Here is a 14480-nt window from a genome sequence, read left to right on the forward strand (position 1 = left end):
CCTTGCCGCACTCCGCGACAAGGCCTTTTTTCATACCCGGCGACGCTCGGCGTTGACCTGAGAGATCTGGCTGTTGAGCGTCCAGAAGTCATACAGCACCCCCAGCAGGAACAGACCACCGGTGAACAGGTAGATCAAGGCACTGATCCACTTGCCCTGGTACAGCCGGTGCACCCCGAAAATTCCCAGGAAAGTCAGCAGGATCCACGCCAGGTTGTAATCCACACCGCCCGACTCGAAGCGCATGTCCGCCTCGCGGTCCATCGACGGGATCAGGAACAGGTCGATCAGCCAGCCGATGCCCAGCAGCCCGAGGGTGAAGAACCAGATCGTCCCGGTGATCGGCTTGCCGTAGTAGAAACGGTGCGAGCCGGTGAAGCCGAAGATCCACAGCAGATAGCCGAGGACCTTGCTGTGGGTGTCGTGCGAAGGGGCACCCTGTTGATAACCATTCATTCGAAGCCCTCGTGGGATAGCCGAAAATTTTCTAACGAAAAATGTGACTTTTTCGTTTTGACCCGACATATGGTACGTGGCTGAGCGACCAACGGATCAGAATTTGATCAAAAAGCTGTTATAAAGTTGCGCGCCAACACTTATAAAGAGCTTCATCTATGCCACCTTTCTTCAAGACATGGCTGACCCTCTGCCTTTTATTTCCCCTGGCCGCCCACGCCACCAACCGTGAGCAACGTCTTCCAAGCGGATTCACCGGTTACACGACCAACGCCGACGCCACGGTGAAACGCGCCCCGATCCAGTACCGCAGCACCACCAGCCTGCGCGCGCGCCCGGCCAATGCCGCCAAGCAGCACGCCGTGGGCATGCAGGCGGTGGCGATGTCGCCGAAGCAGAGCAGCGAAGTGCTCAGCCGTGCGGTGAACGTGCTCGGCACGCCCTATCGCTGGGGCGGCAGCAGCCCGAAGAAGGGCTTCGACTGCAGCGGCCTGGTCAAGTATGCGTTCAACGATGTGGCGGATGTCGACCTGCCGCGCACCTCCAATGCCATGGCCCAGGGTCAGGGCGTCAAGGTGGCCAAGGGCGACCTCAAGCCAGGCGACCTGATCTTTTTCAACATCAAGAGCCGTCGGGTCAACCACGTCGCCATCTACCTGGGCAACGACCGCTTCATCCACGCGCCGCGCACCGGCAAGCGGGTGAGCATCGACAGCCTGGAGAAGCCTTACTGGCAGAAGCACTACGTGGTAGCCAAGCGCGTGCTGCCCAAGCAGCAGCAACAGGCGCTGAGCCTGGCCAAACGCTGAAACGCCCAGCAGTCCCTGTGGGAGATCGAAGGGAACCATGATTCCGCGCCCAGCGCGAACTCTGTGGGAGAGTATTAGCCGCGAAACAAGCGACGCGGAGGATGGCACCGGCTCTGCCGGTGTTCGCGGCTAAAGCCGCTCCCACAGGGACTGCGGTGCACTTTCAGTCTCTGTGGACGTTCCTAACCCACTATCAAACCCCGCGCCTCCAGCGCCTGCAGCGCCCCCTCCATCGTGCACATCCCCGCCGCCGCACCAGCCTGCATCAGCGAATGGATCTGCGCCAGGCGCCCCTCACGTATCAGGTTGCGCACCGCAGGCGTCGCCACCAGCACCTCCCGCGCCGCGACCCGCCCGCCGCCTGATCGCCGCACCAGCACCTGCGCGACCACCAGCCGCAGGGAGTCAGCCAGCATGCTGCGCACCAGCGGCTTTTCCTCCGGCGCGAACACCTCCACCAGCCGGTCGATGCTGTTCACCGCCGATCGCGTATGCACGGTGGCCAGCACCAGGTGCCCGGTCTCCGCGGCGCGCAACGCCAGGCGAATGCTGTGCAGATCGCGCAGCTCGCCGATCATGATCACGTCCGGGTCCTGACGCAGGGCACTGCGCAGGGCCTGGGCAAAGTCACGGCTATGCAGGCCGATCTCACGCTGATTGACCAGGCTGCGCTGACTGCCGTGGATGAACTCGATCGGGTCCTCGAGCGTGACGATATGCAATGCGTATTCGCGGTTGAGCCGATCGATCAGCGCCGCGAGGGTGCTCGACTTGCCGCTGCCGGTGGCACCACCGACCAGGACCAGGCCATCCCGGTACCGGGAGATGATTTGAAACACATGCACCAGATCAAGTGCCTCCAGACAGGGCACGCTCGCGGGGACCAAACGTACGCTGGCACTCGGACCATTGCGCTGGCGGAACAGGTTCAGCCGAAAACGCCCCAGTCCATCCAGGCTCACCGCCAGGTCCAGCTCATCCCCGGCCGCCCACTGCCGCCGCTGCTCGCTATCAAGCAGACCCGCCATCCCGTCTTCCAGCGCCCCTGTCGTCAGCAGCGCAAGGTCCAGGCGCTGCAACACCCCATCCACACGCAGCAGCGGCTGCTCGCCAGCAGCCAGATGCAGGTCGCTGGCACCGGCAGCCAGGGCCCGGCCCAACAGGTCGGTCACATCCATGAGACTCCCCAACGGCGATCAAGCAGGTAGAATGCCGCTGACCCCAAAGCCGTCGGCGACGAACCATGTCCACCCTAGCAGACAAAATTGGCGCCATTGCCACCCGCATCGACAGCGCGGCCATGGCCGCCGGACGCGACCCGGCCAGCATCCAGCTGCTGGCGGTGAGCAAGACCAAGCCCGCCAGCGCCATCCGCGAGGCCTTTGCGGCCGGGCTGCGCGATGTGGGCGAAAACTACCTTCAGGAAGCCCTGACAAAACAACAGGCGCTTTCCGACCTGCCCTTGATCTGGCACTTCATCGGCCCCATCCAGTCGAACAAGACCAAGGCCATCGCCGAACATTTCGACTGGGTACATTCCGTGGACCGCCTGAAGATCGCCCAACGCCTCTCCGAGCAACGCCCTGCCGGCCTGGCGCCGCTGAACGTCTGCCTGCAGGTCAACGTCAGCGGCGAGGACAGCAAGTCCGGCTGCATGCCCGCCGAGCTGCCGGCCCTGGCCCAGGCGGTGAACGCCCTGCCCGGTCTGCGCCTGCGCGGCCTGATGGCGATTCCGGAGCCGACCGAGGACCGTGCCGAGCAGGAGGCCGCCTTTGCCATCCTGCGCCAGCTCCAGGAGCAACTGAGCCTCGGCCTGGACACCCTGTCGATGGGCATGAGCCACGACCTGGAAGCCGCAATCGCCCAAGGTGCGACCTGGGTCCGCATCGGCACCGCCCTGTTCGGTGCCCGCGACTACGGACAGCCCTGAATCCATGCTTAACTCACTCTTTCCTTCAAGGACCTGACATGAGCAAGACTCGTATTGCCTTTATCGGCGCCGGCAACATGGCCGCCAGCCTGATCGGCGGCCTGCGTGCCCAGGGCCTGGACGCCGCGCAGATCCGCGCCAGCGACCCGGGTGCCGAGACCCGCGCGCGGATCCAGGCCGAGCACGGCATCGAAGCCTTCGAAAGCAACGCCCAGGCCATCGAGGGCGTGGACGTGATCGTGCTGGCGGTGAAACCGCAGGTCATGAAGGCGGTCTGCGAAACGCTGAAACCGAACCTCAAGCCCGGCCAGCTGGTGGTTTCCATCGCCGCCGGCATCACCTGCGCCAGCCTGCAGGCCTGGCTGGGCGCGATCCCGGTGGTGCGCTGCATGCCCAACACCCCGGCGCTGCTGCGCCAGGGCGTCAGCGGCCTGTATGCCACCGGGGAAGTGTCCGCCGAGCAGCGCCAGCAGGCCGAACAGCTGCTGTCGTCGGTCGGCACCGCCTTGTGGCTGGATGAAGAACAGCAGCTGGATGCCGTCACCGCCGTCTCCGGCAGCGGCCCGGCCTACTTCTTCCTGCTGATCGAAGCCATGACCGCCGCCGGCGAGAAACTCGGCCTGCCGCGTGAAACTGCCTCGCAACTCACCTTGCAGACCGCCCTGGGCGCCGCCCGCATGGCGGTTGCCAGCGACGTCGACGCCTCCGAGCTGCGCCGCCGCGTGACCTCGCCGGCCGGCACCACGGAAGCGGCGATCAAGTCGTTCCAGGCCAGCGGGTTCGAGGTGATCGTCGAGCAGGCACTTCAGGCCGCGGCGAAACGTTCCGCCGAACTGGCCGAACAACTGGGCAAATAAGGAGCCATTGATGAATGCATTGTCCGGCGCCGCGATCTTCGTGGTGCAAACCCTGGTCAGCCTGTACCTGGTGATCGTCCTGCTGCGCTTCGTGCTGCAGCTGGTCAAGGCCGACTTCTACAACCCGCTGAGCCAGTTCGCCGTGCGCGCCACCCAGCCGCTGCTCAAGCCGCTGCGCCGGGTGGTTCCCAGCATCGCCGGCCTGGACACCTCCTCGCTGCTGCTGTCGATCCTGATCCAGGCACTGCTGATGGCCTTCGTGCTGATGGTCACCTACGGCACCTTCGGCGACATCCTGCACCTGGTGATGTGGTCGATCCTGGGCATCACCTCGCTGTTCCTGAAGATCTTCTGGGTGGCGATGATCGTCATGGTCATCGTCTCGTGGGTCGCGCCGAACAGCCACAACCCCGCCGCCGAGCTGGCCTACCAGATCAGCGAGCCGGTGCTGGCGCCGTTCCGCCGCCTGGTGCCGAACCTCGGCGGCATGGACATTTCGCCGATCTTCGCCTTCATCGCCATCCAGGTGATCCAGTCGTTCCTGATGCCCCAGCTGGCGGCCTACGCCGGCATGCCGCAAGAGCTGTGGCGGATGATCTGATCCGTACTGCATCCAGCGGCAAGCCTTTGCTTGCCGCTGGGGGTAGCGCTCTTTAGACTTACGCCTCCGTCAAGCGTGAGCAGGGTCGATGTCCACTGTCCTTCCCGAAGATTCCGTCGGTCTGGTAACACCGCAGATTGCCCGGTTCGATGAACCGCTGGCCCTGGCTTGTGGCCGCTCCCTGGCCTCGTACGAGCTCATCTACGAAACCTATGGCACCCTCAACAGCACTGCCAGCAATGCCGTGCTGATCTGCCATGCGTTGTCCGGCCATCACCATGCCGCCGGCTACCATGCCGCCACCGACCGCAAGCCGGGCTGGTGGGACAGCTGCATCGGCCCCGGCAAGCCGATCGACACCAACCGCTTCTTCGTTGTCAGCCTGAACAACCTGGGAGGCTGCAACGGCAGCACCGGCCCCAGCAGCATCAACCCGGCCACCGGTAAGCCCTACGGCGCCGACTTCCCGGTGCTGACCGTGGAGGACTGGGTGCACAGCCAGGCGCGCCTGGCCGACCGCTTAGGTGTACAGACCTGGGCCGCCATCGTCGGCGGCAGCCTCGGCGGCATGCAGGCATTGCAGTGGACCATCACCTACCCGGACCGCGTGCGCCACTGCGTGGACATCGCCTCGGCACCCAAGCTGTCGGCGCAGAACATCGCCTTCAACGAAGTGGCGCGCCAGGCCATCCTCACCGACCCCGAGTTCCACGGCGGCTCGTTCCAGGACCAGGGCGTAATCCCCAAGCGCGGCCTGATGCTGGCGCGCATGGTCGGCCACATCACCTACCTGTCCGACGACTCGATGGGCGAGAAATTCGGCCGCGAGCTCAAGAGCGACAAGCTCAACTACGACTTCCACAGCGTCGAGTTCCAGGTCGAAAGCTACCTGCGCTACCAGGGCGAGGAGTTCTCCGGCCGCTTCGACGCCAACACCTACCTGCTGATGACCAAGGCGCTGGACTACTTCGACCCGGCTGCGGCCCATGGCGGTGACCTGGCGGCTACCCTGGCCCACGTCACGGCGGACTATTGCATCATGTCGTTCACCACCGACTGGCGCTTCTCGCCGGCCCGTTCGCGGGAGATCGTCGACGCCCTGATGGCCGCGCGCAAGAACGTCTGCTACCTGGACATCGACTCGCCCTATGGCCACGACGCCTTCCTCATCCCGACGCCCCGCTACATGCAGGGCTTCGCGAACTACATGAACCGCATCGCCCTCTGAGGACCGCATGAGAGCCGACCTGGAAATCATCCAAGACTGGATCCCCGCCGGCAGCCGGGTCCTCGACCTGGGCTGTGGCAACGGCGAACTGCTGGCCTCCTTGCGCGAGCGCAAGAATGTCACCGGCTATGGCCTGGAGATCGACGCCGACAACATCGCCGCCTGCGTGGCCAAGGGAGTCAACGTCATCGAACAGGACCTGGACAAGGGCCTAGGCAACTTCGCCAGCAACAGTTTCGACGTGGTGGTCATGACCCAGGCCCTGCAGGCCGTGGAATACCCCGACCGGATCCTCGACGAGATGCTGCGGGTGGGGCGCCAGTGCATCATCACCTTCCCCAATTTCGGCCACTGGCGCTGCCGTTGGTACCTGGCGACCAAGGGTCGCATGCCGGTTTCGGACTTCATGCCGTATACCTGGTACAACACCCCGAACATCCACTTCTGCACCTTCGAAGACTTCGAGAACCTGTGCCATGAGCGCCACGCCAAGGTTCTCGACCGCCTGGCCGTCGACCGTCTGCACCGTAACGGGTTGGGCGGGCGGCTATGGCCTAATCTTCTAGGTGAGATCGGTATCTATCGGGTCAGCAGCCCGGGCCTGCAGGAGCATCAGCTCGCGGTCTGACCCTCGCGAACGGAGGAATGGGATCATGCGTCGACTAGCACTGTTTCTGATCAGCCTGTGCCTGGCCTTGCCGGTACTGGCTGCCGATGCCGCCAGGCCTGACCGCAAGGAAGTGTTCGGCGATGTGACGGTCCATTACAGCGCCTTCACCTCGAGCATGCTGCAACCGGACATCGCCGCCGCCACGGGCCTGACCCGCAGCAAGAACCAGGGCGTGCTCAACATCGCCGTGCTCAAGGCCGAGAAGCCTGCAACGGCGGTGGTCAGCGGTACGGTGAAGGACCTGACCGGGCGCAGCAACCCGCTGTCGTTCAAGCAGATCACCGACCAGGGCGCGGTCTACTACATCGCCCAGTTCAAGATCGACCAGGCCGAGACCGTCACTTTCGATATCAACGTCGAAACCGGCGGCGTCAGTCATAAACTCAGCTTCAACCAGGAAGTGTTCCCAGGCGAATGATGAATCTTACGCAACTCGTATTGGCCAGCCACAACGCCGGCAAGCTCAAGGAACTGCAGGCCATGCTCGGCGAATCCGTGCACCTGCGCTCGATCGGCGAATTCAGCCAGGTGGAGCCGGAAGAGACCGGCCTGTCGTTCGTCGAGAACGCCATCCTCAAGGCGCGCAACGCCGCACGCATCTCCGGCCTGCCGGCCCTGGCCGACGATTCGGGCCTGGCAGTGGACTTCCTCGGCGGCGCGCCGGGCATCTACTCGGCGCGCTACGCCGACGGCAAGGGCGACGCGGCGAACAACGCCAAGCTGCTCGAAGCGCTCCAGGACGTGCCTGAAGACCAGCGCGGCGCACAGTTCGTCTGCGTCCTGGCCTTGGTGCGGCATGCCGACGATCCGCTGCCGATCCTCTGCGAAGGCCTGTGGCACGGCAGCATCCTGTTCGAGGCCAGCGGTGAGCACGGCTTCGGCTACGACCCGCTGTTCTGGGTCCCGGAGCGCCAGTGCTCCAGCGCCGACCTCGCCCCGGTCGACAAGAACCAGCTCAGCCACCGCGCTCGCGCCATGGCCCTGCTGCGTCAACGTCTGGGCCTGGCATGACCGAAAAGCTGTTCGTGCAACCGGCGGGCCTGATCCTTCCCGAACTCCCGCCGCTGTCGCTGTACATCCATATTCCCTGGTGCGTGCGCAAATGCCCGTACTGCGACTTCAACTCGCACCAGGCCGGCCCGAAGCTGCCTGAAGCCGAATACATCGATGCCCTGCTGGCCGACCTTGACCAGGAACTGCCTGCCGTCCAGGGCCGCTCCATCAGCACGATCTTCTTCGGCGGCGGCACCCCCAGTCTGTTCAGCGCCGATGCACTGGGTCGCCTGCTGCGCGGAGTCGAGCAACGCATCCCGTTCGCCCCGGACATCGAGATCACCCTCGAGGCCAACCCGGGCACCTTCGAGCAGGAGAAGTTCAAGGCCTACCGGCAGACCGGCATCAACCGCCTGTCCATCGGCGTGCAGAGTTTCCAGCCCGCCAAGCTCGAGAAGCTCGGGCGCATCCACAATGGTGCCGAAGCGGTGCGTGCCGCCGACATGGCCCGGGCGGCAGGCTTCGACAACTTCAACATGGACCTGATGCACGGCCTGCCGGACCAGTCGCTCGACGACGCCCTGGGCGACCTGCGTCAGGCCGTCGAACTGGCGCCGACGCACCTGTCCTGGTACCAGCTGACGGTAGAGCCGAACACGGTGTTCTGGAACCAGCCGCCTGAGCTGCCCGAGGACGACATCCTCTGGGATATCCAGGAAGCCGGCCAGGCGCTGATGGCCGATCACGGTTACCGCCAGTACGAAGTCTCGGCCTACGCCCAGGCCGGTCGTGCCGCGCAGCACAACCTGAACTACTGGCGCTTCGGCGACTTCATCGGCATCGGTGCCGGTGCCCACGGCAAACTGTCGTTCCCCGACGGACGCATCCTGCGCACCTGGAAGACCCGCCTGCCCAAGGACTACCTGAACCCGGCCAAGCCGTTCAAGGCCGGCGAGAAGCTGCTGCCGGCCGATGAGCTACCCTTCGAGTTCCTGATGAACGCCCTGCGCCTCACCGACGGGGTAGAGGCCGAACTGTTCAGCCTGCGCACCGGCCTACCCCTGGCACAACTGGCCGAAGCCCGCCGTGAAGCCGAACAAAAAGGCCTTTTGCAGGTCGAACCGGATCGGCTGGCCGCCACGCCACGTGGTCAGCTGTTCCTCAACGACCTGCTGCAGTACTTCTTGAATTAAGGATGACCCATGGACCTGGTACTTGACCTGCTCTCGACCGTTTCCCGCTGGAGCCGCAGCAACCTGTCAGAAATCTCGCTGGCCCTGGTGGGCTGCCTGCTGGTGCTGTTCGGCACCGATATCAAGGGCTGGGTGGAAGGCCGCCTGGGTGGCCTGGCCGGCGCCCTGCGGGTGCCGTTCATGGCGCTGCTGGTGATGATCGGCAGCGGCGCGGCACTGATCTATGCGACGCCGTGGATCGTGAAGGGGCTGGGGCAGTTCAACAACTATGCGCTGGCACCGGTGCTGCTGGTGGTGCTGGTATTGATTGGCGTGGTGGCCGATCGGCGGGGCTGAGGGTTTGCTAAAAGCCGCCCTGGCGAGCCAGGACGGCTTCTCACCCGACTAACCCTTAGCGGGCATCGTCAAAGTGATCGCGCAGGAAGTCCCTGGCGGTCCTGAAAACCATCAGGATCCGAACCAGCTTCCAGACACGGCTCAGCGTATTCAGCAAACGCTTCATATGCCTTGGCCTCCGTGTTGGCTGGGCCAATCTTCCAGCGTCTGACCGGCACTTCGACGCCTTCGGAGATCATGTGGGGTGGTCTCCAGTGAAGTGGCCGGGTAGATGGCCCTTCGAAACTCTGCCGGCGCGGTTCGTAGGCCGCGTCGAAGGGGCCGAGACAGCAGAACGAATTCGCTTCCCGGCCCGCCACTGGAAATTCCCCCATGAGAGCGGGGCAATCTTACGACAGCGAAAGGTTCAAGGCTGTTACCTGCTCAGTCACACTTGATGCCTGATATTTCCGTGATTGACGCACTCCACGAGTACTCCTAGTATCGCGTTTGTGGGTGGTCTCCAGTGACGCTTGAACTGCGCAGGCTGAGGATTCGTAACCCGAAGCCCGCATAAAAAAACCGCCTTTAGCTAGGCGGTTTTTTTTGGCTGCAGGCAGACCTGGCTGACGCCCTGCCGATGTCTTCCAAGGTGCTGGTGTTGATTGGCGGGGCGGCTGATCGGCGGGGCTGAGCGCTGCTAAAAGCCGCCCTGGCGAGCCAGGACGGCTTCTCACCCGACTAACCCTTAGCGGGCATCGTCAAAGTGATCGCGCAGGAAGTCCCTGACAGACCTGAACACAATCAGGATCCGAACCAGTTTCCAGACGCGGCTCAGCGTATTCAGCAAACGCTTCATATGCCTTGGCCTCCGTGTTGGCTGGGCCAATCTTCCAGCGTCTGACCGGCACTTCGACGCCTTCGGAAATCGTGTGAACCATCTCCAGTGAAGCGGCCAGGTGGATGGCCCTTCGAAAACTCCACCGGCGCGGTTCGTGGGCCGCGTCGAAGGGGCCGAGACAACGGATTGAATTCGTTCCCGGCCCGACACTGGAAAGAATCACATGAGAGCGGCGTGATCTTACGCTTTCTGAAAAGGTGAAGCTGTTACTCGCCCAGTCACACGTAATGCTGGATATTTCCACGATTGACGCAACCTCCAGGCAACCCTAGTATTTGAACCGTGAACTGTCTCCAGTGAAACTGAAACACGCAGGTTGAGGATTCGTGACCCGAAGCCCGCATAAAAAAACCGCCCTTCTCAAGGCGGTTTTTTTGTACCTGCAATTTCGCAGGTCTGAAGGGCTGCTCCGAACGAACCCGGCTCAGCTCACCTTCTCGAATTTCAAGTCCCATACCCCATGCCCAAGGCGCTCTCCGCGACGCTCGAACTTGGTGATCGGACGCTCTTGCGGACGCGGCACGTAGGCGCCATCAGCCGCCTGGTTGCGATAGCCGGGCGCTGCGCTCATCACTTCCAGCATGTACTCGGCATAGGGCTCCCAGTCGGTCGCCATGTGGAATACGCCACCGGGCTTGAGCTTGCGGCGCACCAGCTCGGCGAACTCCAGTTGAACGATCCGGCGCTTGTGATGACGCGCCTTGTGCCACGGATCCGGGAAGAACAACATCAGCCGGTCGAGGCTGTTGTCGGCCACACAGCGGTTGAGCACCTCGATGGCATCACAGTCGTACACTCGCAGGTTCTTCAGGCCCTGGGTCAGCACGCCATTTAGCAACGCGCCGACACCCGGACGGTGCACTTCGACACCGATGAAGTCCAGCTCGGGCGAGGCAGCGGCCATCTCCAGCAGCGAATGGCCCATGCCGAAGCCGATCTCCAAGGTGCGCGGCGCCGAACGGCCGAACACCTGATCGTAGTCTACCGGGCTGTCGGTCAACGGCAGGATGAACAGCGGGCCGCCCTGCTCCAGGCCGCGTTGCTGGCCTTCGGTCATGCGCCCGGCACGCATCACGAAACTCTTGATGCGGCGGTGCGGGCGGGCTTCGCCGTCTTCGGTGATCGGCGTTTCTTGCGATTCAGTCATCTGGGGCTCTTACTTGATCAGACCTTCCAGCGGCGAGGACGCGCTGGCATAGAGTTTCTTCGGCATGCGCCCGGCGAGATACGCCATGCGGCCGGCAAGGATGGCGTGCTTCATGGCCTCGGCCATCAGCACCGGGTGCTGGGCGTGGGCGATGGCCGAGTTCATCAGCACCGCCTCGCAGCCCATCTCCATGGCGATGGTGGCGTCGGAGGCGGTCCCCACGCCGGCATCGACCAGCACCGGCACCTTGGATTCCTCGAGGATGATCTGCAGGTTGTAGGGGTTGCAGATACCCAGGCCGGTGCCGATCAGGCCGGCCAGCGGCATGACGGCGATGCAGCCGGCTTCGGCCAGCTGGCGGGCGATGATCGGGTCATCGCTGGTGTAGACCATCACATCGAAGCCGTCCTTGACCAGCACTTCGGCGGCCTTGAGGGTTTCGATCACGTTGGGGAACAGGGTCTTCTGGTCGGCCAGCACTTCCAGCTTCACCAGCGTCCGCTCCTCGTGGGACTTGTGGCCGTCGAGCAGCTCACGGGCCAGGCGGCAGGTACGCACCGCCTCGACCGCATCGAAGCAGCCCGCGGTGTTCGGCAGGATGGTGTACTTGTCGGGCGACAGCACATCGAGCAGGTTCGGCTCGCCCGCGTTCTGGCCGAGGTTGGTGCGACGCACGGCCACGGTGACGATTTCGGCACCCGAGGCCTCGGTGGCCAGGCGGGTTTCCTCCATGTCACGGTACTTGCCGGTGCCGACCAGCAGGCGCGACTGGAAAGTGCGCCCGGCCAGGACGAAAGGCTTGTCGCTGCGAACGTTGCTCATCGATGTTCCTCTGGAAAGGTTACGGGACTTTGGATGAATCGGCCGGATGAATCGGCGGAACGCGCTCAACCACCGCCAATGGCATGAACCACTTCGACCTGGTCGCCTTCGCTCAATCGCGTGTTCTCGTGCTGGCTGCGCGGCACGATGTCCAGGTTCAGTTCCACCGCCACCCGGCGACCGGCCAGCTCCAGCCGGCCCAGCAGCGCCGCGACGCTCTCGCCCTCGGGCAGTTCGTAAGGTTCACCGTTCAATTGAATGCGCATGCGCACGGCCACCATTGTTCTTTGGGGCCCGCATTCTAGCGCCGATCCACCCCTCAACCCAAGGGCGACGCACGCCATTAGTCGCGATTGTGGACCGTTCGGTCAGCCCAGGCGCCAGGCGGCCAGGCCCAGGCACAACCAACCGGCAAGGAAGCACAGGCCACCCAGCGGGGTGATCATGCCGAGCTTGCCCAGGCCGCTCAGGGTCAGTACGTAGAGGCTACCGGAGAACAGCAGGATACCCACGGCGAACAGACCGCCGGCCCAGCCGACCAGGCGCCCCGGCAGGTGTGCCGAGAGCACCGCCACCGCGAGGATCGCCAGGGCGTGCACCAGCTGGTAGGTCACGCCAGTGTGGAAAATCGCCAGGTAGTCGGCGCTGAGACGGCTCTTCAGGCCATGGGCGGCGAAGGCGCCGAGGGCGACGCCGGTAAAGCCGAAGAACGCGGCGAGCATCAGGAAGCTGCGAAGCATGGGACGACTCCTCGGGAGGGGTCTGTATAATGGCCCGTTCCAACGGTCCGGCCAAGCCATCACCATGCTGTCATCTCTTCTGCGCCGCCTTTCCCGCGCCCTGCTCTGGTTCGCCGCCGGCAGCGCCGCCGTGGTCCTGGTGCTGCGCTGGGTTCCACCGCCCGGCACCGCGCTGATGGTCGAGCGCAAGGTGGAGTCGTGGTTCAGCGGCGAGCCCATCGACCTGCAACGCGACTGGACGCCCTGGGAGGACATCTCCGACGAGCTCAAGGTCGCAGTCATTGCCGGCGAGGACCAGAAGTTCGCCAGCCACTGGGGCTTCGACATCCCAGCCATACAGGCGGCGCTGGCCTACAACGAGCGTGGTGGCAAGGTCCGTGGCGCCAGCACCCTGACCCAGCAGGTGGCCAAGAACCTGTTCCTGTGGTCCGGGCGCAGCTGGTTGCGCAAGGGTTTGGAAGCCTGGTTCACCGCGCTGATTGAGCTGTTCTGGTCAAAGGAGCGGATTCTCGAGGTCTACCTGAACAGCGCCGAGTGGGGCAAGGGCGTGTTCGGTGCCCAGGCCGCGGCACGCTACCACTTTGGCGTGGACGCCAGCCGCCTGACGCGACAACAGGCCGCACAGCTCGCAGCGGTGCTGCCGAGTCCGATCAAGTGGAGTGCCAGCCGGCCAAGCGCCTATGTGGCGAGCCGGGCAGGGTGGATTCGCCGGCAGATGAGCCAGCTGGGTGGGCCGAGCTACCTGATGCAGCTGGATACTTCGCGCAGGCTTTGAGGCCTGGCTTTCGTGGGAGCGGGCTTGCCCCGCGATAGACGATTCATCGCCGCATCGCCATCGCGGGGCAAGCCCGCTCCCACGCGCCACAACACACGAAAAAGCCGCTGTCTCTTGCGAGAACAGCGGCTTTTTCACTCCAGCCAGGCGCCGATCAGATCGCGATCAGTGCCTTGACCTTGTTCATCGCGTTCTTCTCCAGCTGGCGAATACGCTCGGCCGAAACGCTGTACTTCTCCGCCAGCTCATGCAGCGTGGCCTTTTCCTCGGCCAACCAGCGCTGGTAGAGGATATCGCGACTGCGATCGTCCAGACCTTGCAGCGCTTCATGCAGGTTGCTGGTGGAGTTGTCGCTCCAATCGGCGTCCTCCAGCTGCACGGCCGGGTCGTAGCGGTGGTCTTCCAGGTAATGCGCGGGCGACTGGAAGGCGCTGTCGTCGTCGGCTTCGGCCGCCGGGTCGAAGGCCATGTCCTGGCCGCTCAGGCGGCTTTCCATCTCGCGCACTTCACGGGGCTCGACGCCGAGGCTTTCGGCCACGCGATGCACTTCGTCGTTGTTCAGCCAGGCCAGGCGCTTCTTCTGGCTGCGCAGGTTGAAGAACAGCTTGCGCTGGGCCTTGGTGGTGGCCACCTTGACGATGCGCCAGTTGCGCAGGATGAACTCGTGGATCTCGGCCTTGATCCAGTGCACCGCGAAGGACACCAGACGCACGCCCATTTCCGGGTTGAAACGCTTTACCGCCTTCATCAGGCCGACGTTGCCTTCCTGGATCAGGTCGGCCTGGGCCAGTCCGTAGCCTGCGTAGCTACGGGCGATGTGTACGACGAAACGCAGGTGGGCCATCACCATTTGACGAGCGGCCTCGAGATCCTGCTCATAGTAGAGACGCTCGCCCAGATCACGCTCCTGCTCCGGCGACAGCAAGGGGATGCTGTTGACCGTGTGCACGTAGGCTTCCAGGTTTGCACCGGGAACCAGGGCATAGGCAGGTTGCAACGATGTGGTCATTCAAGTACCTCCGGCTTACAGACTCGTGCCTTGT

General features: G+C 64.0%; 18 protein-coding genes. 11 read left to right on the top strand and 7 right to left on the bottom strand.

Features of this window, described 5'->3' with window-relative positions:
* Nucleotides 1–30: 30 nt before the first annotated feature.
* Nucleotides 31–456, bottom strand: coding sequence for an NINE protein (locus ACZ899_RS17720; protein ID WP_023630210.1), 426 nt, complete (start codon nucleotides 454–456; stop codon nucleotides 31–33).
* Between the two features lie 158 nt (nucleotides 457–614).
* Here ACZ899_RS17720 and ACZ899_RS17725 point away from each other — a divergent pair, with 158 nt between their 5' ends.
* On the top strand, nucleotides 615–1265 hold the full coding sequence (locus ACZ899_RS17725; protein ID WP_234562125.1) for a C40 family peptidase: 651 nt from the start codon (nucleotides 615–617) through the stop codon (nucleotides 1263–1265).
* Between the two features lie 182 nt (nucleotides 1266–1447).
* Here ACZ899_RS17725 and ACZ899_RS17730 read toward each other — a convergent pair whose 3' ends face one another.
* Nucleotides 1448–2443: a type IV pilus twitching motility protein PilT gene (locus tag ACZ899_RS17730; protein ID WP_234562122.1), complete on the bottom strand. Its 996-nt coding sequence runs from the start codon at nucleotides 2441–2443 to the stop codon at nucleotides 1448–1450.
* 65 nt (nucleotides 2444–2508) lie between these two features.
* On the opposite strand from ACZ899_RS17730, the gene ACZ899_RS17735 reads away from it, so the two are divergent.
* The 9 genes from ACZ899_RS17735 to ACZ899_RS17775 all read left to right on the top strand — a co-directional run bounded on the left by ACZ899_RS17735 (nucleotide 2509) and on the right by ACZ899_RS17775 (nucleotide 9073).
* On the top strand, nucleotides 2509–3195 hold the full coding sequence (locus ACZ899_RS17735) for a YggS family pyridoxal phosphate-dependent enzyme (protein WP_234562120.1): 687 nt from the start codon (nucleotides 2509–2511) through the stop codon (nucleotides 3193–3195).
* Nucleotides 3196–3233: 38 nt separating this feature from the next.
* Entirely contained in the window at nucleotides 3234–4052 is an 819-nt protein-coding gene (gene proC / locus ACZ899_RS17740) for a pyrroline-5-carboxylate reductase (RefSeq protein WP_234562118.1), read from the top strand.
* A gap of 10 nt (nucleotides 4053–4062) precedes the next feature.
* The gene (locus tag ACZ899_RS17745) at nucleotides 4063–4653 is read left to right on the top strand and encodes a YggT family protein (protein ID WP_203648514.1); all 591 of its coding nucleotides are present in this window, start codon (nucleotides 4063–4065) and stop codon (nucleotides 4651–4653) included.
* 88 nt (nucleotides 4654–4741) lie between these two features.
* The gene (metX, locus tag ACZ899_RS17750) at nucleotides 4742–5881 is read left to right on the top strand and encodes a homoserine O-succinyltransferase MetX (protein WP_234562116.1); all 1140 of its coding nucleotides are present in this window, start codon (nucleotides 4742–4744) and stop codon (nucleotides 5879–5881) included.
* Nucleotides 5882–5888: 7 nt separating this feature from the next.
* On the top strand, nucleotides 5889–6509 hold the full coding sequence (gene metW, locus ACZ899_RS17755) for a methionine biosynthesis protein MetW (RefSeq protein WP_011531735.1): 621 nt from the start codon (nucleotides 5889–5891) through the stop codon (nucleotides 6507–6509).
* 25 nt (nucleotides 6510–6534) lie between these two features.
* Nucleotides 6535–6969, top strand: a complete 435-nt coding sequence (locus tag ACZ899_RS17760) for a DUF4426 domain-containing protein (protein ID WP_234562114.1) — start codon at nucleotides 6535–6537, stop codon at nucleotides 6967–6969.
* Complete coding sequence (gene rdgB, locus ACZ899_RS17765) at nucleotides 6966–7562, top strand: RdgB/HAM1 family non-canonical purine NTP pyrophosphatase (protein WP_203648526.1); 597 nt, start codon at nucleotides 6966–6968, stop codon at nucleotides 7560–7562. Before ACZ899_RS17760 ends, rdgB begins: the two co-directional genes overlap by 4 nt.
* A complete protein-coding gene (hemW, locus tag ACZ899_RS17770) occupies nucleotides 7559–8737 on the top strand; it encodes a radical SAM family heme chaperone HemW (RefSeq protein ID WP_234562112.1) in 1179 nt (392 codons plus the stop codon). Before rdgB ends, hemW begins: the two co-directional genes overlap by 4 nt.
* 9 nt (nucleotides 8738–8746) lie before the next feature.
* The gene (locus ACZ899_RS17775; protein WP_011531731.1) at nucleotides 8747–9073 is read left to right on the top strand and encodes a DUF3392 family protein; all 327 of its coding nucleotides are present in this window, start codon (nucleotides 8747–8749) and stop codon (nucleotides 9071–9073) included.
* A 1304-nt stretch (nucleotides 9074–10377) separates the two neighbouring features.
* On the opposite strand, the gene trmB is transcribed toward ACZ899_RS17775, so the two are convergent.
* The 4 genes from trmB to ACZ899_RS17795 form a co-directional block, all read right to left on the bottom strand.
* Complete coding sequence (gene trmB / locus ACZ899_RS17780) at nucleotides 10378–11100, bottom strand: tRNA (guanosine(46)-N7)-methyltransferase TrmB (RefSeq protein WP_234562109.1); 723 nt, start codon at nucleotides 11098–11100, stop codon at nucleotides 10378–10380.
* Nucleotides 11101–11109: 9 nt separating this feature from the next.
* Nucleotides 11110–11922: a thiazole synthase gene (locus tag ACZ899_RS17785; RefSeq protein ID WP_232854895.1), complete on the bottom strand. Its 813-nt coding sequence runs from the start codon at nucleotides 11920–11922 to the stop codon at nucleotides 11110–11112.
* A gap of 65 nt (nucleotides 11923–11987) precedes the next feature.
* A complete protein-coding gene (gene thiS / locus ACZ899_RS17790) occupies nucleotides 11988–12188 on the bottom strand; it encodes a sulfur carrier protein ThiS (RefSeq protein ID WP_232854894.1) in 201 nt (66 codons plus the stop codon).
* 102 nt (nucleotides 12189–12290) lie between these two features.
* Entirely contained in the window at nucleotides 12291–12662 is a 372-nt protein-coding gene (locus tag ACZ899_RS17795) for a DUF423 domain-containing protein (protein ID WP_232854893.1), read from the bottom strand.
* Between the two features lie 64 nt (nucleotides 12663–12726).
* Between ACZ899_RS17795 and mtgA the strand changes: the two genes are divergently transcribed.
* Nucleotides 12727–13437 carry a monofunctional biosynthetic peptidoglycan transglycosylase gene (gene mtgA, locus ACZ899_RS17800; protein ID WP_028689133.1) on the top strand — a complete coding sequence of 237 codons (711 nt, stop codon included), beginning with the start codon at nucleotides 12727–12729 and terminating at the stop codon, nucleotides 13435–13437.
* A gap of 154 nt (nucleotides 13438–13591) precedes the next feature.
* Here mtgA and rpoH read toward each other — a convergent pair whose 3' ends face one another.
* Entirely contained in the window at nucleotides 13592–14446 is an 855-nt protein-coding gene (rpoH, locus tag ACZ899_RS17805) for an RNA polymerase sigma factor RpoH (protein WP_050707365.1), read from the bottom strand.
* Between the last annotated feature and the right edge of the window lie 34 nt (nucleotides 14447–14480).

This window comes from Pseudomonas sp. TE31087 (assembly GCF_057284075.1).

Excerpts from the sequence above, each read along its gene's own strand:
- hemW (WP_234562112.1), top strand. The coding sequence starts at position 7,559 with ATGACCGAAAAGCTGTTCGTGCAACCGGCGGGCCTGATCCTTCCCGAA.
- metX (WP_234562116.1), top strand. The coding sequence starts at position 4,742 with ATGTCCACTGTCCTTCCCGAAGATTCCGTCGGTCTGGTAACACCGCAG.
- ACZ899_RS17725 (WP_234562125.1), top strand. The coding sequence starts at position 615 with ATGCCACCTTTCTTCAAGACATGGCTGACCCTCTGCCTTTTATTTCCC.
- mtgA (WP_028689133.1), top strand. The coding sequence starts at position 12,727 with ATGCTGTCATCTCTTCTGCGCCGCCTTTCCCGCGCCCTGCTCTGGTTC.
- ACZ899_RS17730 (WP_234562122.1), bottom strand. The coding sequence starts at position 2,443 with ATGGATGTGACCGACCTGTTGGGCCGGGCCCTGGCTGCCGGTGCCAGC.
- rpoH (WP_050707365.1), bottom strand. The coding sequence starts at position 14,446 with ATGACCACATCGTTGCAACCTGCCTATGCCCTGGTTCCCGGTGCAAAC.
- ACZ899_RS17775 (WP_011531731.1), top strand. The coding sequence starts at position 8,747 with ATGGACCTGGTACTTGACCTGCTCTCGACCGTTTCCCGCTGGAGCCGC.
- ACZ899_RS17745 (WP_203648514.1), top strand. The coding sequence starts at position 4,063 with ATGAATGCATTGTCCGGCGCCGCGATCTTCGTGGTGCAAACCCTGGTC.
- ACZ899_RS17785 (WP_232854895.1), bottom strand. The coding sequence starts at position 11,922 with ATGAGCAACGTTCGCAGCGACAAGCCTTTCGTCCTGGCCGGGCGCACT.
- ACZ899_RS17760 (WP_234562114.1), top strand. The coding sequence starts at position 6,535 with ATGCGTCGACTAGCACTGTTTCTGATCAGCCTGTGCCTGGCCTTGCCG.
- metW (WP_011531735.1), top strand. The coding sequence starts at position 5,889 with ATGAGAGCCGACCTGGAAATCATCCAAGACTGGATCCCCGCCGGCAGC.
- ACZ899_RS17720 (WP_023630210.1), bottom strand. The coding sequence starts at position 456 with ATGAATGGTTATCAACAGGGTGCCCCTTCGCACGACACCCACAGCAAG.
- proC (WP_234562118.1), top strand. The coding sequence starts at position 3,234 with ATGAGCAAGACTCGTATTGCCTTTATCGGCGCCGGCAACATGGCCGCC.
- thiS (WP_232854894.1), bottom strand. The coding sequence starts at position 12,188 with ATGCGCATTCAATTGAACGGTGAACCTTACGAACTGCCCGAGGGCGAG.
- trmB (WP_234562109.1), bottom strand. The coding sequence starts at position 11,100 with ATGACTGAATCGCAAGAAACGCCGATCACCGAAGACGGCGAAGCCCGC.
- rdgB (WP_203648526.1), top strand. The coding sequence starts at position 6,966 with ATGATGAATCTTACGCAACTCGTATTGGCCAGCCACAACGCCGGCAAG.
- ACZ899_RS17795 (WP_232854893.1), bottom strand. The coding sequence starts at position 12,662 with ATGCTTCGCAGCTTCCTGATGCTCGCCGCGTTCTTCGGCTTTACCGGC.
- ACZ899_RS17735 (WP_234562120.1), top strand. The coding sequence starts at position 2,509 with ATGTCCACCCTAGCAGACAAAATTGGCGCCATTGCCACCCGCATCGAC.